Source organism: Cupriavidus sp. 05L310 (assembly GCF_056398185.1).
On record NZ_JBFTOX010000017.1, the window covers coordinates 1 to 20,042 of the forward strand.

Consider the following 20,042-nt stretch of genomic DNA (forward strand, 5'->3'; position numbering starts at 1 on the left):
CGTTACCGGTGCACCACCGCCCGATCTATCGTGATGATGGACGGCGCTGCCGCGCCGGGTGGCAGGCCGCTGGCATCGAGCGGTAGACACGCCGCCGGCACGCGTGTCTTGGAGCTGGCCAGCAGCTCGCCGACCGCCGCGCGAATAGCGCCTCCACCGGGCCGCCACCGCCGCACCGCCAGGCGCTCACGCTACAGGCCACCACGGCACGCATGAGCGGGACGCAGTCCGGTCACCACCTGGTCGGCAGCGAGCGGCGAGCCTGCGGCYCGCTGTAGGTCCTGCCGGCGCATCACCGTTGGGAGGGAGTTCCAAAGGCAGAGGGCGACGAGCATCAAGCCGCTGGCAAGACCCCGCTCAATAGGGAATATCGAAGCCCTCGCGCCAGTCATCCAGACGGATCGACTCCGACTGCTCGATAAGGTGGACGGCGCTGCCGCGCCGGGTGGCAGGCCGCCGCCGCACCGTCAGGCGCTCACGCTGCAGGCCATCACCGCTCGCCTGAGCGGGACGTAGGGCGTCACCACCTGGTCGGCATCGAGCGGCAAGCCTGTCGCCCGCTGCGGGCCTGCTGGCGGAGCACCACCCGATCTAGTTCGATCTTGCATAGTGGGACCCAAAGGGGCGCCGCACCTTGCAGCGCTCCGCGCTGTGAAGCGCCAGATGGTTAGGATTCCCTCTTCAGACAGGCTCTATGAAAGAGCCTACCAAACTCTGTGAGCTCCACAAACCAGTAGCGATGCCCTTCTAGCGAATCGTGCTCAAAGTTGTCGTACCTATTCGTGTAGCGCACTAGCCCGAGCGAAACTAGGTGTTCAAGATACGTCGTAAAGAGCGTTGGCTGAGCGAGTGCCTCAGGCTGCAACCAACACCCATTGAGAAACAATTGATCAGCACCGCTTAGCTGAGAAACAGATACGACCCGCACTCTCTCGACGGCATCAAGCAGCTTGGATGGCGAGGCATTTACGAGGATGTACGCGCTCGGATTCCTGACCGCAAGCTGCTCGATGAATGCGGCCTCATCCGGAGCAAGTTGACCAATCAAATGGACGAATGCCGGGTGCGCTTCACCGACACGCTCTCGGTCCATCGCACGAGCAAGCAACTCAACATACATCTCGGTAAGAACGCTCCCCTCGTCTTGATAGCGGAGCTTCTCAGCAATTGGCAAGACTAGCGACTCAACCGGTGCAATTCGACTCTCGGCAGGCACCTTGCGAATAGCCGCATTGATATAGCTGGCAACACGATCCTGAAATGCGGCGGTGAATTGCAACGGGAAAAGCGCGAGACGTATCGTTTTAACGGCGTCCACTCCCATCTTCCCCACCTCACGTAAAGCCCCACCAACCGCGTCGCTATAAACCTCTTTTGCAACCTCCGCCGGCACTGCTTTCAAGACACTAACAGGGTCTACCATTGCCCTCTCCTCTTCGGGACCGTGAGGCGAAGGATATCAAGGCTGTACGACACCTCTCCGCCAATATCGAAGATCATACTTCAATGAAGAACAGGCCAGTTCGCCCTTAGGATGAAGGTCACACATCCAGCTCGAATAGCCCCGAGGAAATGCAATACACGCGCGTTCGCCCCACACCGGGTATTCGCATCAGCTTGTCTGGCCGCCCGCTCTTCTCTTCGTGCTGCAGCACATCCATGGCGATCAACAGAGCAGCCACTGCCTTCGGGTCATAGCCCTTGCACACCTCCCTGCGCCACACCTCAGGTTGGATGAAGTACTCGCACGCGGAGGCCTCCTCCGCCTCATGGCTCATCTTGTCGCCAAACTCGCGCAGGTAGTCAGTATTGGTGTTGATCGGCGTTCCGTTGCCCGTTACCAGCCGCTTGTAACCCGCTCGACTCATCGTATTTGGCTTGTGATCATCCGCCGCACGATTCACCCAGGTGAAACGCGCATCGCCGTGCAGCTCCAGGAAGCTGCGCACCTGCCGGAGCATTGATTTGTGCTCGCCGCTGCCGGCCCCGCCCCGCTCAGAAAGCCACGCCTCAAAGCAGGCGCGGGCGGCATCAAGCGCCCCGCCCTCCGGCCAACCGGTCAATCCTGCTGACGAGGCGCACTCCCCCGCCATGCCCACCAGGGCGAAGCGGGAAGCAACACGGAATACTTGCCCATGCGCGCGGTCAGGCACCCACTCATTGACCAGATCATTGACGCCCTGCCGGAGATCCTCTGCCAACGTATCCTGGTTCTCCACAGCCCATTCAATAAAGCTCATACCGGCAACGCCGTAATAACTTCGCGTTGCCTCCTGCAGGTGGTCGGACAACGATTTTCCCGATGCAAACCCGCACAGGTGATCAAAGACGCCAAGTTTCTTACCAGCGTCAGCCGGGATATTTGCAAGGCGAATCTCCTGCCCTGATTTCGCAGTCTTTCCCGCTTCTGCCATGTGATCAGATAGCTTGATCTCGCCATCGGACAAGAAAAGCAGCCGCCACGTGAGCGCCGGCCGCGCCGTGGCAGTGCGAGTGGCGCGACCCTTGCCGGCCTCGTTGGCCAGCATGTAGACGGTATCCCCTATGATTTTCGGATCGACCTGCCCAATCTCATCCAGAATCAGCAGCGCATCCGAATGCTGCGCAGCGGTCAGTTCTAAGGCGTTGTCAGTCGCACGCCAGCTCCGCGCATAGTCACGCCCTCCAAACACTGAGGCCGCGACGCGTAAACCCGTTGTCTTGCCGCTGGAGCTATCCCCTACCAGGTGAAAGCCGCCCGACTGCAAGCCGGCATGATGCAGGAGTGGTGCTGCAAACGCCGCAGAGGCGCAGAAGGTTAGCCGCGTGTTTCCGACGCACGCCGCCGCAACCTGCGTTTTCCACTCATCGAGCGTGCCACGTTGCTTGAACTGCGACACGACACCAGCTGCAGATTGGAATATCACCCGCTCGCCTTCTTGCTCACCAATAGTGCGATCTGGCAAGACGAATGCACCGCCGTGCCAGCCAATGCGATCCGTACACCGTGCACGTGCCTCCGTTTCCGCCGTTTGAATGTAGGTTGTCAGATAGTTCTTAGCCTTCGAGCCTGGTGCAATTTTGACGCCCATGGAAAGCAGCGTCGCCCGGTATTCCGTCCCATCGCCCGCCAACATACGCGCCGGCATTGCCCATTGCTTTGGGCGGCCATCTGCATCTTTGGCCACCAGGAGAAAACCCCACTCTCCATTGTGTTCGTCGCGGGTCTTGGCTTCGACATCGAGACACGAACAGACCCAGTACGGCGGCAACGGGTCGCCCTGGTCGCTAAAGCCGTGATGCCAAACCCCTTTCTCGTCCGCATCGAACCATCCGCGGCCAGCCGACCGGGCCGATTTAGCGGCCTTAGGCGCTTTCGCTTTGGTGGCGGCCACCTCACCCCCGCCCTGCACCTTTGCGTCGCGCGTAGCGGCTGCCTGCTGGCTCGCCGCAGCCTTATCACTGCAGCCCGCTGCGGCCACCTCCGAAAGCTGTGACCGCATAGCTGTCTCAAGCTGCTGGCGCACCTGATCAGTTCCAGAAGCGCGGGCCAGGTCGTTAAAGTCGCTGCCATCGTCTGGCAAGCCTGCCGGCGCCACCATCTGACCACGTGCCCGCCGCGCGGCGTCCTTGGCCGCCAGCAGCCCCGGATTCTTGCCCGTCTCAGCTTCGGTGGCCCGGTCATCATCGGCGCAGATAAGCAACTGCACATCCGGGAAGAGCCGCCGCATGGTTTCTGCCACGTGCCGCAGATTCGACGCATTGAAGGCGACCACCACCGGCAAGCCGCACACCTGGTGCAACGTCGCTGCCGTAGCATATCCCTCGGCCACCAGCAGCCATCCGGTCGCATCCGGCGTGCCAATCACGTGATAGCAGCCTGACACGCGGCCACCCTTCAAAAAGATCTTGTCATTCCCGCCGCTCAGCGGTTTGCCGTAGATCCGCTGCAGATTCCACAACTGGCCAGCAGCATCACGCACCGGCACCAGGATGCAGCCTTTGGCGAAGCGCAGGCCGTGGGCCTCCACGCCCTTGCGCTTGAGATAGGGCGAACTGCCCGACTCGGCCGCCGCCTCCCACAACTCCGCAGCCTTGGCAGCAGCCTGGCGCTGCTCGCCCTCCTGCTTTGCCTTGTCACTCAGCTCACGCTGTTTGCGCTCGGCATCGCGGCGCGCCGTCTCTTCTTTCGACAAGGCCGGCGCCGGGCCAAACCGCTTAGGATCGAAGCCCAATGCCATGGCGTCGCGCAGCAGCGTGCCAATGCCCACGCCACCCGAAGCCTTGCAGCTCTTCCAGGTAGCCTTAGCTGCGGCAGCATCGTAGTTCGCCGCGGATTCGCTCCACTCGTTGAATAGAGGCCAGCCATCGTCGCCGTACTCGTTTTTGAGGGCCATGCCCATGCGAACCCAGCGCTCCCGGTCATCAGCGGGGATATGGGTCAGGGCGGCGCGAATCTTGTCTGGTGTGTGTTCGTATTGCATCAGGCTTCGCCCCCTCCCTGAGGATTCACCCATTCGTCAATTCGTAGGGGCGAGTTCGCCCCGCCGACCCCGCAGCGGGCCAGCATGTAAAGTTCATTCACGGTGTTTTGTTCCTAGTGCAGGTGCGCAGCAGTGCCCGGGCCGGAGCTCATCCGGCCACCAAACCCCGCGAGCAAGTACTGCTGCAACCGACCCAGCAGCCCCGATACGAAAGCGTCGCCGGCCGCCACTAACTCGGCTGCGGGTACCGCTTGCCCTGCCTCTGCCCCCGCTCGCTGCAATGAAGCTCGAAAGCTCATTGCGCAACCCGGTACGAAAACGTGCAGCGGGATTTCACCAAGTTGCTGCAAGCAGCCATCCGCAGTCTCAATGCCCAGGTCGACGGCCCATTGATACTGAAGGCCAACAAAGGCGTCACGTGCCGGCGCGTGCGCAATGGCAGGAATCACGGCAGTCTTGGTACGGTTCATTGCGCTCATTGCCAGCTCCCCATAAAGCCATTCCAGATTTGGCGATCATTGCCAACCAGGCGAACTTTGCCGCTCTCCACCGCAGCCACCAGGCGCTCAATACCTACCACGTGCGCGGCACGGGCGAGCAACGCTGGCAGGCTAACAAAGGAAACCTGACCGGCCTCGCCGTGCAGCTCAGCGAGCAAGAGCGGATCGGAGCTTTCATCAACCGCAAAGCCGACGCTAACTAGCGCAGCCCGCACCTGGCCGAACGGGTTCTGCATGGTAACGAGGGCGTCGGCAGCGGCGACGCTCGGAACGGGTTTGATAGTGCTATGCATGGCGCACCTCCGCTTGCAGGGCACGCACGCGGTCAGCGATGGACACAAGGGCAGCGCCGGCGACATCGAGCGATTCGCGGTCAGTAGGCGCGGAAACGGCATCACGCAACGCGGCGCGGACGATAGCGAGGATTTCGGGAAGGGGGGATTGCCCGGTATGGGCGAGCGAAGACTGGCGCATAGTGCGGCCTCCTATGGTGGTGGAGGCCCGCCGCTCATTCTCACATGAGTGGTGGCAGGCCTGACAGCGAGGGTGAGAATCCGGCCCATAGGAAACCGGCCAGCCTTGCGGCTGCCCCGCCCGGCCCGCCATAGAAGTAAGCGCGCAGGAGCAGACAGACGAAAAAAAGCCGCCAAAAGTAGGCGGTCGTCCGCCTATGGAACTCGGGTTCTCACGCCCGGCCGCTGTGGTTGCAGCGACGGGCACAGTATAGCGCGAGCTGGCCATCGTGGCGAAGGCCCACGCCGGCGAGGCCTGCGAGGCCAGCACCAGGGCAAGGGGCTCTGGGCCGCAGCGGGCGAGCGTCAGGGCGGCTGACATGGCCACAAGGCGCAAGTGGCTAGCGAAAGCGCTCACAACAGCTCCCCCTGCATGGCCAGCGCGGATTTGCCCGCCAGGCAGGCGCCGCGACAGCAATAGTTGCCTTGCGGCGTGACGCAGGCCGGCGCCAAGAGGCCGGGCTCCTCCGTCGCATGGATGCGCAATCGGCCCACCAGCCACGCACGCGATGCGCCGGATTGCCGGCACAGCATCAACATTTTGCGAATACGCAGTTGATCGAGTGGGCGCCGCAGCGCTTCCGGCAAGATTCGCGTGCCCAGTGCGCCAGGTGCATCCGCCACAGCCACCTCAACCAATGCCTCCACGATGGCAAACAGCTGACAGCCACCCGTCAGCAGTGGTGCAGAGTCGGCCGCGGCGCCAGATTTTCCAAGATTTACGTTACGCGGCATGGCGTTCACGCTCCCTCTCGCTGGCAGCCCACCTGATCGCCGAAGGGAACCAGGCGCGTCATGCTGCACCACATTTAGAGCGCGAGGCAGCCCAGGCCAATACCTCCGACGAGTACCAGGCGCGGGAACGCTCGGACAGGTGCACGGGCAACGGCGCATCGCCGGCCGCCATCATGCGGTACCACTGCGACTTGCTAATGCTGGTGTACTCCAGCACGCGCGGCAGCCGCCACAGCGGACCGCTACGCAATGCAGCCGCCTCGGCCGGGCTTCCGGTGGGTTCAGTGCGCACGTATTCGGCCGGCGCTGGCACTGCCGCGTGATGAATTGACAGGCCCGCGCGTTGTCGGGTTTGTCGCTCTCTTTCGTTCATATCTGGCCTCGTAATACCCGCTGGTGCGGGATGGGACCCGCCGAAGCGGTACGAATCCAGTGTGAGGCTCGCCAATGCGTCAAGAAAGACGCCTAAGCCGGCAGACGAGGGAGCGAGCTTGTTGACGGTGCGTCCAGCTTGCTCGATAGCCGTTGAGCTAGCTGACCGGGTATTGACAAAGCCAAGCGCCGAGGCTGGCTGCGAGATGCCGGGACCGGGGGCGGGTGTCGTTTAGGGGTCCCTTTGGGCGTGCCGAGCGGCTGGCCTGAACAGTCCATTGCGAGGCCTCTGGTACATTGTCAAGCCTCCGGAATGCCTCTCCCCTTGGCCCAACCGGCAATCCAAGTCTCAATGGTCCCCACACTCTTAATGTGTTCGCATTTGGAGTGCATATCCCGGGAAAATTCCGCTCCAGACGGATATCTCCGCTTCCCGCTTCGCCAGTCTTGCCAGCAATCGTAGACAAAAAGCTTGTCCTTTAGACTATCCCGATGCCGAGCCTTGCCGCCGGCCGTGGCAACCTCACGAAGCGTAACCATCCGATTCTCATAAGGGCGGAGGGCCATGCACGCGGAGTTATAGTTTTCTGTGGCCTCCATCGCTAGTCGGACGGCGCCCTGCGCATTTCCCCGCTGCAGCATAAGTATCGCGTCGTCAATAGACACGAGGCTAGCCACGCAATACATGCGGCACAAGAAGAGTCGCGCGTCGGGGATGGCTGCTTTCAGTCGCTGCGCTTCGACACGCCACCGCTCGTCGGTTACTCCTAGCGCCTGCCCAAACGCTAACGCGGCGGAACCCAGCGAGTAATCCCTATCTCGAAGCCCCCCCTGAACGATGGACGAAGCAGCTTGTTCTGCGAAACAGTGGTCCTGCGTGACCATGCGAGCAAATTCGTCACGCCACCACGTCATTTCGCAGACGGCTCGATTCAGACCAGCATCATCGAGCGAGATGCCACAGTCGTTTTCCAATAGGTCATACGCGGCATGAGCAAGAATAAAAAGGCCGTGAGCAGCTTGCCCGGTAAAGCTCTGCGTAGCGCCGCCAGGCCGGCAGCGTCCCATCGGCGCGGCGCCACGGACGAGCAATTTCGTGCCCCATGCGTCGAGCCACTCTAGCCACTCTGTAGAGCCGTCGTCATCCAACTCGAACAGTGATCGCTCAAAACTGACACGCAATGAGCGCCAATATCGCAGCCTAGCCACGTGCCTTCCCTCCGCTTCGGAGCGCAGATGGGACCGACAGTCTTTCGACCAGACGGCTACCTTGCGCATTCCTTCCAATGCCCTTCAGGGGATGCGAGGCCAGCTGGTGAAGGAATCCGGCTTTCGGGTGGCCGCCCTAGGCCTCGCAGTGTGCGATTCTATCGTCGCCAGTGTGCGCAATCAAAGCTATTGGTGCACAAGGAATGGTGGTGCAACTCCACCCACACTACCGGCGTTTCGAAACATCCATAACGTAACGTAACGTAACGAAACATAACGCCATAACGCAATGGCTTGATGGCTTATCTCGCCCCCGCCAAATCAACTGCAAGGAGCAAGCCTTGGATCCTCACTACCCAATCAATATCCGTTACCCGGAGCGAACGCCTCTAGATCGAGGCGCGGTGTTTGTCAGGCTAAGTACGCTGGAAGAACTCGGCACTTTCTGGCGCGAAAATCGTGCCAATCTGCCGTTTGCCGCCCAGGAAAGCACCGTGGGAGGGAACGTGTTCCTCGACGACCGCGCGTGGATCTTCGCGCCCACCAAGGTCGCCTTGGTCCAGACGGTATTGCGTTGGGATGCGTTCGGCCTTGGCGTTGCCTATGACCCGCCCGGTGTCATCTATGGGTGCCCTTATGACGGCAGTTGGGCGCTCACGGGCTCTCTACCTGGCACCTCACCGCTGATGGAGTGGCTATCCCCTCGCCGAAATGTCCCGGATGATCCCGCGCTGACGCCCGAACAGGTGACTGCCCAGTTCCAGGAATTGATCTTTGACGAACTGCGCGACGAATCGGGCGGACTGCGTTTCTATGAACCCGAGGCGTTCGAGGCCATGCTGGTTTGCGCGCACGAGGAACGCGTTGCCCGCCGCTCAACATATGGCGACGACTAGGCAAGCTCGACAAGGACCGGGCGGGTTCCATTGGGGCATAGACCGGGTCTGGCAAACAGCACATTGCCGATGTTATCCACAAAAATCCATCCACGAATGCATTACTCGGTACTTTTACGGCCTCCATCTATGGCTTACCGTCCGAGGATGCCCCAATTGCCCGGTCTTTGCCCCAATACGCCCATGTCGAACCCCCCAAGCCTAGACAGCCGATCTGACGTGCCACCCCATTCTGGAGATCTCGCCATGTCCAACTCAGGAACTCAAGTGAAGGCAATCCGCCGACCCTTCGACATCACCTATCCAGAACACACACCGCTGCAGAATGGCGCGCTCTTTGTCGTACTTCCCACCCTGCACGAGCAGGAGGAATTCTGGCGCAGCCATGGCGCGCAGTTGCCGTACGCCGTGGAAGAAGGATGGACGTGCGATACCTATCTGGGCGATGACGGCTGGCTATTCGCGCCGACCAAAGCCTCCCTGGTCAAGGCCGTCCTACGATGGGATGCACTAGGAATCGGCGTGGCATACGTGCCGGCTGGGGTAGACGAGTTTGGGCGGCCCTATGCCGCAGGCTGGACCCTGACCAATTTGCTTCCGAGCATGGATCTGGATGAACTGCTCTCGCCCGACGCCGCCATTCCAGACGACCCCAGCATGACCCCAGATGAAGTTGCGAGCGTCTTCCAGGACTTGGTCTTCGCCGGTGGACTCGATGGCTTAAGCCCGCTGTGGTTCCACGACGCGGCCGCCTTTGAGGCACAGCTCGCCCGGCGAAAGGAAGAGCGGTGGGATGACCAATAGCGAAGCGTAGAAGCGGCGGGACTGGAACAAGCGCAGGCGCCGGCCCTAGGGCGTGCTCTGCCGGGCTGGTTGACATAACAGTGATTGGCGCCAGGCCGGCCCGACCACGACACCGCTCATGCTGACCCATTGCCAATCTTTTGAGGGCGATATCGCATGGGCACCCGAGCCGTGGGGCGGCCACGGGGGGGGGGGTTTTCCTCGCGCTACATCCCGGACCATCCCGCCTAGCACCAGCAAGGGGGCAAGTACGGCTCCGCCTGCCGCGCGTAGCACGGGCGCACGCGAAACGCAAATATCACGGCGCCAAGCGGGTTTGCGGGCAGAAACGGCCCGCCAAGCCTGATGCCACCGTGCTCTATTTGGAACTGTCACCAACTTTGTCACCAAAATATATGTGTGTCACCAAAAAACACAAAGATAGTTGGTGACACTGAAACCGTTGACAGGCATGGCTTTCCGGCCGATCCCCTACCCTGTCACCATTGTCACCAAGCGTTTTTGCGGCTAGCTTTTCCAGCGAGCCGGCGCAGCGTCCACGCAACACCGCCCACCACCGGTCGTTCGACAGGCGGGCGCGCGTCGCACTGAACCTCGCGGGAGGGGCAGCGTGCCCAGTTTGGGGGTAACTTTGGGGGTAACTTTCGACAACCAGAAATCAGGATCGGCCATCACAGCCACTTTCCGGCAACTATTCGATTGACGCCGGCCCACCAATATTCAGTCCCGGATAATCCCGGGACTACCCAAACCCCCGAAGGCGCGACGCCTTTCGGGGGTTTTTCTTTTTGGTGGACTGCCTATAATCGGCCGCCATAATCCGGAGATACCAGGAACCATGGCGTTAGTGCGAATCTCGCATCGCACTAAAGAAATGGGCGACGCTTACCGCCCCAGCGACCTGTGCGCCGACGCCCAGCTGACAAGCACCTCGTGCTGGCGCACGGTGAGCTCGCGTCGCGCGTCGAGCCATGCCATGTCTGCCCGTAGGGCGGCATCGCGCGCGCTTGTCCCCGCCGCGACCAAAGCCCTGGCCGCGGCTTGGTCAGCCGCGCGCCGTGCGAGACCGGCTGCCGCGATTTCGCGCTGCCTGCTGGCGGTGGCTACGGCCCCGAGCGCGACCTCCACCTCGCCCAACGCGGCCAGCACCGTCCTGCGGTAAGCTGCTTCCTGCTCTTCGGCAGTCGCGGTCGCGTGGGCGGCATGGGCCCGCAGCCTGCCCCCGTCGAACAAGGGCATCTGTACCGCGGATCCGAGTGCCCAGCCAAGCGCATCGCCACTGAGCCACCGGCCCAGAGACTGGCTCAGGAACCCCGACGTGCCTGTCAGCGTGAGCGTGGGGTAGCGCTCGCGCCGTATCCGCTCGGCGGCCATGCTGGTGGCAACTACGCGGTGCCATGCCGCATCGATATCGGGGCGGCTGGAGATCACCGAAGCGGGCATGTCGGCGCGCAGGGACCCGGTGAGCGCCATCCGGCCGAGATATCCGTCCTGCGCCTCCAGTTGCAGTTCCGATGGCGCACGACCCAACAGCACCGCCAGGCGAGAGATGGCGTCGTGGCGATCTTGTTCAACCTGCACCAACGACTGCTGCCGCTGCGTCACCAGATCGGCCCGATGCCGGACGGCGGCCAACGTTGCGAGCCCAGCCTCGCGCCGACCGGATTCGTCCGCCGTCAGCTTGCGGGCAAGCTGCAGATCCAGCAGCAAATCCTGGCGTAGCGCGTCGGCCAGACGGACATCGGCGTAGGTGCGTACGACGTCATGAATCAGCCACTGCCGCACCGCGCGGCGATCCGCCTGCGTCGCATCGGCGTGGGCACCGGCCTCGCCCTGCGCAAGCGCCAGGCGGCCAAACAGATCGATTTCGTAGCTGGCGGCGAGTTGCGTGCCAAAGTGCGAACTCCGGTACGGTGGCACGCGAAATTGACCGCCCTCGCCATCCCGGAACGCGGATTGCTGGATACGCCCCCGCTCCGCGTTCACGTTCAGGTCCAGGCGCGGCATCCTGTTTGCACGCGCGGCATCCACCGAGGCGTGTGCCTGCCTGACCCGCGCGGCCGCTGCCCGCAAGTCCAGGCTGTCGTCGAGCGCGACATCCACCAGGCCGTTCAGAACGGGATCGCCGAGGCTTGTCCACCAATCGGCGGGCAGCGCCGCTTCGGCGGCATCGGGCAACCCGCTCGCTTCGGTGACAAGGCCGGACCACCGCTGGGCTGGCGGCGCGGGACGCGTTGGCGAGACCGTGCCGGGCACGCATCCGGCCAACAGGAACGAAAGCGCCAGCATGGCAATGCAGATTCGGTGCATCCTGTTCCTCCTCAGCTCGCCAGGAAGCGCACCACCACGCGCTGGCCAATAAGCAAGTCTTGCGCATCCAGCGCGACGACGACTTCTACGACACGGTTGTCCTGCTTTTCGGCGGGGTCATCGCCCGCGCTTCGCTGCCCGACGATTCTGCCAACGCGCAGCACCTTGCCGCGCCACCGCCGTGCGGGATCCGCCTCCAGGATGATTTCCGCCGGACCTCCCGTCTTGATGCCCGGGATGTATTGCTCTTCCAGTTCGGCACGAACGATGCGGCCAACATCCGGGGCGAACAGGAAGAGCGGCGTGACATTGAGCGTGCTGACGCCATTGCCGGGCCGCGCCTGCCGCTGGATGATCTGGCCGTCGAGCGGTGCCGTGATGGACCGCTCCTGCACTTCGCGCTCAGCGATGGCGTGCCTCGCGCCTGCCGTGACGATGGCGGCTTCGGCGGCAAGCAAGCCCACCGCCGCGCTGGCGCGCCGGTCCCTGGCCTGATCCAGTTCCTGGCGCGGAATGGTCTCGTCATCGGCAAGCGGCTGCAGCCGCCTGGCCTCGCGCTCGGCAGCCCCGAGTTCCACGCGGGCCTTGTTGCGTTCCTGGACGGCTTGCCCGACTTCGGCGCGGGCCAGAGCGAGGCCGCGCACCGCGATCTCCGTGTCCAGCGTTGCCAGCAACTGGCCAGCCCGCACTCGATCGCCTTCCTCGACCATGACGCGGGCAATCACGCCGTCGCGCCTGGCGGCCAGGCGCACCGGGCCGCCCTCGATGTCCACGCGCCCCTTGGCGCTGGCAAGCGCGCCCGCCGGGACGCCATGCCGGGCGGACGTTGGCGCACCTGGCGTTTCATGGCCGCATGCGCCCAGCCACAGCGCGGCGGCAACGAGCCAGCAAGCCTTCGGCAGGCGAATCGGACTATGCATATTCATGTTTGCGCTCCTCTGGCGCGAGGTTGTTTGCAGACGGCCGCCCACGCTGTCGCCGATCACGGATGACGATGCCGTCCTCTAGCTCGATGACGCGGTCGGCATGCGACAGGAGGCGGGGGTCATGGGTGACTCCCAGCACCGTTGCGCCATGCTCGGCGGCGATCCTCTTGAGCAGGTCGATCACGATCTCTCCGTTGGTCTTGTCCAGCGCTGACGTCGGTTCATCGGCAAAGATCAGCCGGGGGTTCTTGACCAGCGCCCTGGCAATGGCCACGCGCTGCTTCTCTCCCCCTGAAAGCTCGGCGGGCCGCAGGTGGCTGCGATGGCCGAGCCCCACTTCATCGAGCACGCGCCGCGCTCGCGCAGCCGCCGTTGCGCCACGCGCGCCGAGGTACTGCAGGGGCAGCAGCACGTTCTCGAACGCGGTGAGCGCCCCGAACAGGTTGAAGCCCTGAAAGACAAAGCCGCAGTTCTCCAGCCGGAACCGGTCCAGCGCCGCTTCATCCAGCGTCCACAGTTCGGTGTCCAGTGCAAAGACCTGGCCGGTGTCCGGCCTGAGCAGTCCGGACATCATCGACAGCATCGTGCTCTTGCCCGATCCCGAAGGCCCGACAATCAGCGTCAACGCCGCCGGATAAATCTCGAGACTGCTGTCCTTGATCACCTGCTGCGTGATCTTGCCGACCGTGACCGCCTTGGCGATGCCGCGACTGGCGAGTGAAGGTTGGATGGGCATGGGTTCCCCCTCAACGAAGCAGTGATGCCGGCTCGGCGCGGCCCAACGGCCTTAGCGCGAGCAGCCCGGAAACGATGGCGATCGCAAGCAGCAGCCCGCTGGCGCCTGCCAGCATCCAGGCGGGAAACCGCATGGAAATCCGCAAGGCATCGCCCAGCCATGCGATCAGCAACGTGAATATCCCCGTCGCGAACAGGCCGGCCACCCCGACCCAGAGCGACTGCTCAACCACGATGGCCCGCAGCGATTTGTGCGGTACGCCTAGCGCGCGCAGCGCGGCGAACTCCTTGACCGAGGCCAGGATGGCGCCTGAAAGCGTCTGGCTGGTTATGACCATGCCCACCACCAGGGCCAGCAGGGATGCAAACCCGGTGCCGATCCCCGAGCCCGACTCGAGCAGCCAGTAAGCCTGCGACTGCGTGGAAAGCGTATCTGCCGTCCAGACGCTGTAGCGTGGGAATCGCGCCTTGTCCGAGATCTCGGCGGCCACCTTGTGCGCATCGAATCCCGGCTTGAGCCGAACCAGGTAGAAGGCAGCCTGCTCGGCGGTTTCCGGAGCGAGGTATCGCGCGGTCGCGAACGAGGCCAGTACATTGACGCCGCCGACGGAGCGTATGCCTTCGACAACGCCGGCGATGCGCGCCCGCCGGCCATTGATCTCAACCGCGGTGCCTACCTGCGCGCCCAGTTTGCGCATGTCGGCAGCGTCGATGATGATGGCATTGGGCTCGCGCAGCAGCGTCCGCTCAGCCGGCGTGAGCAGCCGCGAAAAAACGAGCCCGGCACCGGACACATCCATGGCGTGGAGCAGCACCGCTACCGGCACCCCGTCCGGGCGCCTCAGGTCGCCGTATGCGGTGGTATAGGCTTCGATCCTGCCGGCACCGGAATGGGACCAGGCAAGCGCATCGCTCCCGCGCCCCAGCGGCCGGCCGAGATCGACACTTTGCGTGTTGCGAAAGCCGATCCACAGCTCGGCGCCGGATTTGTCGACTACCGCCGCGACCGAGCCGAACAGCCCCAGCAGCAGCGCTAGTTGCACAACGATCAGCAGGCCCGCGAAGGTGATGGCGAGCACGGCGGCGAGGTAGCGCCGCCATTCATGGACGAGGGTGGCACGAGCAAGGGAAACCATGCCTGCCTCACTCGCAACGAGGCGCCGGGGCAATGCGGCGGATCAGGGTGTATCGCTCGACCACCAGTCCGAGCGGGCCCCGCACCTCGACCAGCGCCCGGTGCGCGGAAGCCTGGCTGATATCGACCGGATGGCGGCTGACGGCTGTGCCACCGAGCAGCGTCTCGGGATCGGCGATCTGGCCAATCAGCATGGGCGCGTCCCCATCCTTGCTCTCTTGCGGCACTAGGCCATCGACCAGCACCGCGCCGCACAACTTATTGAGCTCTGCCTCGCTGCGCCGGTAAGCGGCCCGGGGCGGCTGCACGATCATGCCGCAGGCATTTCCCGGCACGTCCGGACACGGTCGGATGTCGATGACCGTGCCGTCGTCCAGGAAGGTCCACTGCCCCGCCATGCCCACTGGCCTGGCATGACCGCAAGCCAGGAGAAGGAGTGATCCAATAATAAACGGAGTAATCCGTCCGGTTTTGAGAAATGCCAGGAATACTTGCATATGCTGTGATATCGCTTTAATCAGCTGCCGTTACGTGGGCCGTCCCGCGGGATCAGGCAAAGATATAGACGCGGCAGAAATCCGCCATTGCGGTGGCCGTGGCCTGCATATCGATTTCGATGCCCGTGTCGCGGTCGAACCCCAGGCCGGAAAACATGGCCAGGATCAGGTTGGTAGCGCCGCGCGCATCGAGCGAGGCTCGCACCCAGCCCTCACGCTGGCCCCGTTCTAGCTCCATGGTCAGGGTCTGGCGCAAGTCCCGGTCAAAGGCCAGCACCTTCTCGTTCCATTCCGGATCGCGCTGTAGTTCCAGCCAGCTATCCGCGCCCAGGTCGTACTCGGAGGGCGCGAGGACCGCCGCCAGCCCTGCCGCATCTACCTGGCCGAGCCATTCAAGCCCTTCCCTGCTCGCCAGTTGGCGAACCTCGCCCTGGTAACGCGCGAACTCGCGGGCGGCAATCTCCATGATCATTTCCTGCTTGCTGCCGAAATGCCTGAACACGGTCCCGGCGCTCAGTCCAGCCTCGGCGCAGATGTCCTCGGTACGCGCGGAGTGGAATCCCTTCGTCTTGAAGGTGCGCGCGGCCGCCCGCAAGATGTCGTCCCGGCGCTGAGCGTGAAGCTGTTCGTCCTTCGTCCTGGCCATGATTGTAATAAACGGAGTAATCCGTCGCATTATATGGACATTCGGAGCGATGTCAACTGTCCGCCGCGGACTTGCCGCAGCCGCCATGTCTTGCGAATACGCGCGGTATTCGCCCAGAATTTTTGCACCCTCTCTGCGAAATTAAGAGCCGTCTGATTCACATTGGCAATGATTCTCTGCATCATCTGGTCAGATCGCCTCCCAGGAGGCGACCTTCCAGGTCGGGGGAATCACCCTCCCGGCCATCAGTTGCCCTCCAGCGCCCGCCAGTTCCTGTGCGGGCGTCTTTTTCGCGAGGCATATACCCGATGCCAGCCGATTTCGGAACGCGCAAGCACCGCGGCACCCCTCTGCCGTCTACTGCATTAATTTGTAATCAGCTGTTACAGTCCACTTTTTTTTTCGACAACCGGAAGGCGGCGCCAGCGCCGCCCGGGTTCACCGGAACGGGCAACGTATAAATGAAAAGAACGATTGGGGCAGCCGGCTTCGCGCTGGTTCTCGTGGGCTGCGGCGGATCGGGGGATAACGATGGCGGACTGGCGATCATACGGACCCCACCGGCCACTGTCCCCGCTGAACCGGCGGTCCCGGCGGTCCCGGTGGTTCCACCGGCTCCGGACACCAATGCGCTGGGCACGGGCATCTACACCGGCACTACCGTCGCCAACGAACGGTTCAACATCCTGGTCCTCGACGAGAATGTCTATTACGCGTTCTACGCCAGGGCAGGTGTACCGGACGTACCGTCCGGCGTGGTGACCGGCAACTATAGTTCCGGCAATGGCGCGCTCACCACCAACAACAACGGACGGGACTTCAACCTGGTGGACGTGGGCTACAGCCTCACGGCAGCGAACCTGGCCGCTTCCTACACGCCAGGCACGGCACTGCAGGCGCAACTCAACTACCGCAACGGCAGCGTCGCGACGGTCAACACCACCTACAGCACGGACTACAACTACATCGCCACGGCCGATGGGTTGAAGGGAACGTACTACGGCGCGACGGAGGTGATCGATACCACCGGGCTTGGCCCGGGATTCGCGCGGCTGGATATCGATGCCAACGGCAAGTTCACCGTCGACGGCGGCACGGGTTGCAGCTTTACGGGCAGCGCCACGCCGCGCCGCCAGGGCAAGGTCTACAACGTCAGCATTACACTGGGCGGCCCGCCCTGCCGCAATCCGAATACCGTCATGAGCGGCGTGGCCTATTACGATCCGACCACCACGCATAGCCTGCCCACCCCCGGCCAGCTCTATCTGTTCGCGATGCGGGCCGATCGCGAGGTGGGCTTCCTCTTCACCGGCAAGCACTGATGCCAGGGCGCGGCAATCGCGCCCTGAATGGCACGCCCGTGCGGCTTAGAGGAAACGGTCCAGCAGCTTGCGGCTGGCCTTGTCCAGGCCCATCAGGTTACGTACCAGATAGTGGATGCCGTGGCTGTCGGAGATCAGCAGCGTGGAACCAGCCAGGCGGCGGATGTCTTCCTCGCCGCGCAGTACCAGCGAGGTGCGGCCGCGGTCGGTCTCCACATCCCAGGTGCTGGGGGTGGCATAGGTCGACACCGAGCGGATCCGGCGGATCTCCGGCATGAATTCCCGGCTGGCCAGTTCGGCCTCGATCATCTCGCGCACGGAGACCGGCAAGGTGTCCAGGCGAGGCAGCCACGCCAGTTCGCGGCCGTCGGCGCTGATCATGCCGACGCCATCGTCCGGCGCGGCGATCGGGAAAGCGCGCACGGGCACTACGCCCTCATGCACGGTCCCATCCGCCGTGGTCATCACCAGGCGCCCAAAGGCATTGCGGGAGAGCTTGAAATCGACTTGTTGCATAGGGCCTCCCTTCCTTATTGCACGGTGACGGTGACCGCGGCGGCAGCATCGAGATCCGCCTCGGCATCGGCGTCAACGTTGCGGGCCTGCGCCTGGTAGAGCTTGTAGTAGGCGCCTTCGCGCGCCAGCAACTCCTCATGGCCGCCCACTTCGACAATCTGTCCACGGTCCATCACCACCAGGCGATCCGCCTTGCGCAGCGTGGACAAGCGGTGCGCGATGGCGATGGTGGTACGGCCTTGCACCAGGTTGTCCAGCGCCTTCTGGATTTCCTTCTCGGTGGCGGTATCGACCGAGGAGGTGGCTTCATCCATGATCAGGATGCGCGGATTGATCAGTAGCGCGCGGGCAATCGAGATGCGCTGGCGCTCACCGCCGGACAGCGCCTGGCCTCGCTCGCCCACCAGCGAATCGTAGCCATGCGGCAGCCGGAGGATGAACTCATGCGCGTGGGCTGCCCGCGCGGCGGCGATGATCTCCTCGCGGCTGGCGCCCGGCTTGCCATAGGCAATGTTCTCGGCAATCGTGCCGAAGAACAGGAACGGCTCCTGCAGCACCAGCCCGATATGGCTGCGGAATTCCGACACCGGCAGCGAACGGATATCGACGCCATCGAGTCGGATTGCGCCTTCGGAGACGTCGTAGAAGCGGCAGATCAGGTTGACCAGCGTGCTCTTGCCGGAGCCGCTGTGCCCCACCAGGCCGATCATCTCGCCCGGCTTGATCGACAGGTTAAGCCCTCGGATCACGGCGCGATTGCCGTAGCGGAAACCCAGGTCGCGCAGTTCGATGGCGCCTTCGACGCGCTCCAGGTGCGCCGGCCGCACGGGCTCCGGCACGCTCGATACGTGGTCGAGGATATCGAAGATGCGCTTGGCACCGGCGGCGGCCTTTTGCGTGACCGAGACGATGCGGCTCATCGAATCCAGCCGGGTGTAGAAGCGGCTGATATAGGTAAGGAAGGCCACCAGCACGCCGACCGTGATCGCGTTGTGCGAAACCTGCCAGATGCCGAAGATCCACACCACCAGCAGGCCGATCTCGGTCAGCAGCGTGACGGTCGGGGTGAACAGCGACCACACGGCGTTGACGCGGTCGTTGATCGCCAGGTTGTGCCGGTTGGCCTCGCGGAAACGCTCAACCTCGCGCTTCTCCTGGGCAAAGGCCTTGACCACGCGGATGCCGGGAATGGTATCGGCCAGCACGTTGGTGATCTCCGACCAGATCCGGTCGATCTTCTCGAAGCCGTGGCGCAAACGATCGCGCACCAGATGGATCATCCACGCGATGAACGGCAGCGGCACCAGGGTGACCAATGCCAGCCACGGGTTGATGGAGATCAGGATGGCCGCCGTCATGACGATCATCAGCACATCGGTGGCAAAATCCAGCAGGTGCAGCGACAGGAACACGCAGATGCGGTCGCTTTCCGAGCCGATGCGGGCCATCAGGTCGCCGGTGCGCTTGCCGCCGAAGTACTCCAGCGACAAGCGCAGCAAGTGTTCGTAGGTGGTCGTGCGCAGGTCGGCGCCGATGCGCTCGGACACCCGCGCCAGCAGGTACGTCCGCGCCCAGCCCAGGCTCCATGCCACCAGCGCCGCGCCCAGCAGGCCGGCCAGGTACAGCTTGACCCGGCTGTAGTCGATAGGCAGGCCGTTCTGGTACGGGATCAGCACGTTGTCCATCAACGGCATGGTCAGGTACGGCGGCACCAGCGTGGCGGCGGTGGACAGCAGGGTCAGCAGGAAGCCGGCCAGCAACTGGAACCGGTACGGCCTGGCAAAGCGCCACAGGCGCAGCAGCGCCCAGGTCGACGGCGGGGTCTCCAGATCGCGGCTACATTGCGGACATTGGTCGTCGTCCGGCGGCAGGGGTGCCTTGCAGGTCGGGCAGACCGCCTCCACATCGGCCTCGGCCAGCCCTCCCCGGCCCGAGCCGGACAGGTCGCACTGCGCGTGGAACTGGTCGATCAGGCGCAGCGCGGCCGGGTTGTGGCCGAGCGTGTAGCGCCAGGTGGCCAGTAATCGCCCACTGTCGTGCAGTTCAAGCGTGCCAACCCCGGCGTGATCGGCGTGATGCAGCGATAATCCGGGCTGGATCGTCCATTCCTGCCAGTCTTTTTGCCCCGGCATGCGCGCCAGCAAGCGACGATCCGTCACAAGTACCCAGCCTTGGGTAAAATGCAGCTTTGCGTCTAGGTCGACTTCCAGCCAGGCCAGGACGGCCTCGCCGGGTTGCAGGCGGGTGCCGATTTCGTTACGCCACGGCTCGTTCGGGGCGTCGCTGTCAATCACGGGCAAGGAAGGTTGGGTCATCGTTGGTACGGCATGCTGCGTCCCTGGGCTATGGACATAACTTGAAACAATTTAAGGCGGGCGCACCATGGCGGCCCGCCGATTTGCCCGCAGTATACATAAGGCCAAACACACGGGCGTCCCTGATGCACTGCACAATCGCTTTTTAA

Annotated in this window: 18 protein-coding genes; 3 read left to right on the forward strand and 15 right to left on the reverse strand. The window is 63.4% G+C overall.

From position 1 onward, the window contains the following. Positions 1 to 667 precede the first annotated feature (667 nt). The 7 genes from AC1DS6_RS14295 to AC1DS6_RS14325 all read right to left on the reverse strand — a co-directional run bounded on the left by AC1DS6_RS14295 (position 668) and on the right by AC1DS6_RS14325 (position 6,583). Positions 668 to 1,423, reverse strand: a complete 756-nt coding sequence (locus AC1DS6_RS14295; RefSeq protein ID WP_477102605.1) for a DUF4393 domain-containing protein — start codon at positions 1,421 to 1,423, stop codon at positions 668 to 670. 118 nt (positions 1,424 to 1,541) lie between these two features. After that, positions 1,542 to 4,463: a DUF927 domain-containing protein gene (locus AC1DS6_RS14300; protein WP_477102606.1), complete on the reverse strand. Its 2,922-nt coding sequence runs from the start codon at positions 4,461 to 4,463 to the stop codon at positions 1,542 to 1,544. 113 nt (positions 4,464 to 4,576) lie between these two features. Continuing rightward, positions 4,577 to 4,942, reverse strand: a complete 366-nt coding sequence (locus AC1DS6_RS14305; RefSeq protein ID WP_477102607.1) for a hypothetical protein — start codon at positions 4,940 to 4,942, stop codon at positions 4,577 to 4,579. Beyond that, positions 4,939 to 5,256 (reverse strand): thioredoxin domain-containing protein, encoded by a 318-nt coding sequence (locus AC1DS6_RS14310; RefSeq protein WP_477102608.1) that lies wholly within the window; start codon positions 5,254 to 5,256, stop codon positions 4,939 to 4,941. Before AC1DS6_RS14310 ends, AC1DS6_RS14305 begins: the two co-directional genes overlap by 4 nt. After that, entirely contained in the window at positions 5,249 to 5,437 is a 189-nt protein-coding gene (locus AC1DS6_RS14315; RefSeq protein ID WP_477102609.1) for a hypothetical protein, read from the reverse strand. Before AC1DS6_RS14315 ends, AC1DS6_RS14310 begins: the two co-directional genes overlap by 8 nt. Before the next feature lie 392 nt (positions 5,438 to 5,829). After that, positions 5,830 to 6,219: a hypothetical protein gene (locus AC1DS6_RS14320; RefSeq protein WP_477102610.1), complete on the reverse strand. Its 390-nt coding sequence runs from the start codon at positions 6,217 to 6,219 to the stop codon at positions 5,830 to 5,832. A gap of 49 nt (positions 6,220 to 6,268) precedes the next feature. Continuing rightward, entirely contained in the window at positions 6,269 to 6,583 is a 315-nt protein-coding gene (locus AC1DS6_RS14325; RefSeq protein WP_477102611.1) for a helix-turn-helix transcriptional regulator, read from the reverse strand. Between the two features lie 1,549 nt (positions 6,584 to 8,132). Between AC1DS6_RS14325 and AC1DS6_RS14330 the strand changes: the two genes are divergently transcribed. Further along, a complete protein-coding gene (locus AC1DS6_RS14330; RefSeq protein ID WP_477102612.1) occupies positions 8,133 to 8,687 on the forward strand; it encodes a hypothetical protein in 555 nt (184 codons plus the stop codon). 246 nt (positions 8,688 to 8,933) lie between these two features. Next, complete coding sequence (locus AC1DS6_RS14335) at positions 8,934 to 9,491, forward strand: hypothetical protein (protein ID WP_477102613.1); 558 nt, start codon at positions 8,934 to 8,936, stop codon at positions 9,489 to 9,491. A gap of 885 nt (positions 9,492 to 10,376) precedes the next feature. Here AC1DS6_RS14335 and AC1DS6_RS14340 read toward each other — a convergent pair. The 6 genes from AC1DS6_RS14340 to AC1DS6_RS14365 all read right to left on the reverse strand — a co-directional run bounded on the left by AC1DS6_RS14340 (position 10,377) and on the right by AC1DS6_RS14365 (position 15,740). Next, a complete protein-coding gene (locus AC1DS6_RS14340) occupies positions 10,377 to 11,780 on the reverse strand; it encodes an efflux transporter outer membrane subunit (protein WP_477102614.1) in 1,404 nt (467 codons plus the stop codon). Between the two features lie 32 nt (positions 11,781 to 11,812). Further along, the gene (locus AC1DS6_RS14345) at positions 11,813 to 12,727 is read right to left on the reverse strand and encodes an HlyD family secretion protein (RefSeq protein WP_477102615.1); all 915 of its coding nucleotides are present in this window, start codon (positions 12,725 to 12,727) and stop codon (positions 11,813 to 11,815) included. After that, on the reverse strand, positions 12,714 to 13,463 hold the full coding sequence (locus AC1DS6_RS14350; RefSeq protein WP_477102616.1) for an ABC transporter ATP-binding protein: 750 nt from the start codon (positions 13,461 to 13,463) through the stop codon (positions 12,714 to 12,716). Before AC1DS6_RS14350 ends, AC1DS6_RS14345 begins: the two co-directional genes overlap by 14 nt. A 10-nt stretch (positions 13,464 to 13,473) precedes the next feature. Beyond that, complete coding sequence (locus AC1DS6_RS14355) at positions 13,474 to 14,598, reverse strand: ABC transporter permease (RefSeq protein ID WP_477102617.1); 1,125 nt, start codon at positions 14,596 to 14,598, stop codon at positions 13,474 to 13,476. Positions 14,599 to 14,605: 7 nt separating this feature from the next. Beyond that, positions 14,606 to 14,995 carry a hypothetical protein gene (locus tag AC1DS6_RS14360; protein WP_441631059.1) on the reverse strand — a complete coding sequence of 130 codons (390 nt, stop codon included), beginning with the start codon at positions 14,993 to 14,995 and terminating at the stop codon, positions 14,606 to 14,608. A 151-nt stretch (positions 14,996 to 15,146) separates the two neighbouring features. Then, positions 15,147 to 15,740 (reverse strand): TetR/AcrR family transcriptional regulator, encoded by a 594-nt coding sequence (locus AC1DS6_RS14365; protein ID WP_441631061.1) that lies wholly within the window; start codon positions 15,738 to 15,740, stop codon positions 15,147 to 15,149. A gap of 461 nt (positions 15,741 to 16,201) precedes the next feature. Here AC1DS6_RS14365 and AC1DS6_RS14370 point away from each other — a divergent pair, with 461 nt between their 5' ends. Further along, positions 16,202 to 17,062 (forward strand): hypothetical protein, encoded by an 861-nt coding sequence (locus tag AC1DS6_RS14370; protein ID WP_441631063.1) that lies wholly within the window; start codon positions 16,202 to 16,204, stop codon positions 17,060 to 17,062. A 45-nt stretch (positions 17,063 to 17,107) separates the two neighbouring features. On the opposite strand, the gene AC1DS6_RS14375 is transcribed toward AC1DS6_RS14370, so the two are convergent. Both AC1DS6_RS14375 and AC1DS6_RS14380 read right to left on the reverse strand, forming a co-directional pair. After that, positions 17,108 to 17,578 (reverse strand): cyanophycin metabolism-associated DUF1854 family protein, encoded by a 471-nt coding sequence (locus AC1DS6_RS14375; protein ID WP_441631065.1) that lies wholly within the window; start codon positions 17,576 to 17,578, stop codon positions 17,108 to 17,110. 14 nt (positions 17,579 to 17,592) lie between these two features. Continuing rightward, positions 17,593 to 19,893, reverse strand: coding sequence for a cyanophycin metabolism-associated ABC transporter (locus tag AC1DS6_RS14380; protein ID WP_441631067.1), 2,301 nt, complete (start codon positions 19,891 to 19,893; stop codon positions 17,593 to 17,595). Positions 19,894 to 20,042 lie beyond the last annotated feature (149 nt).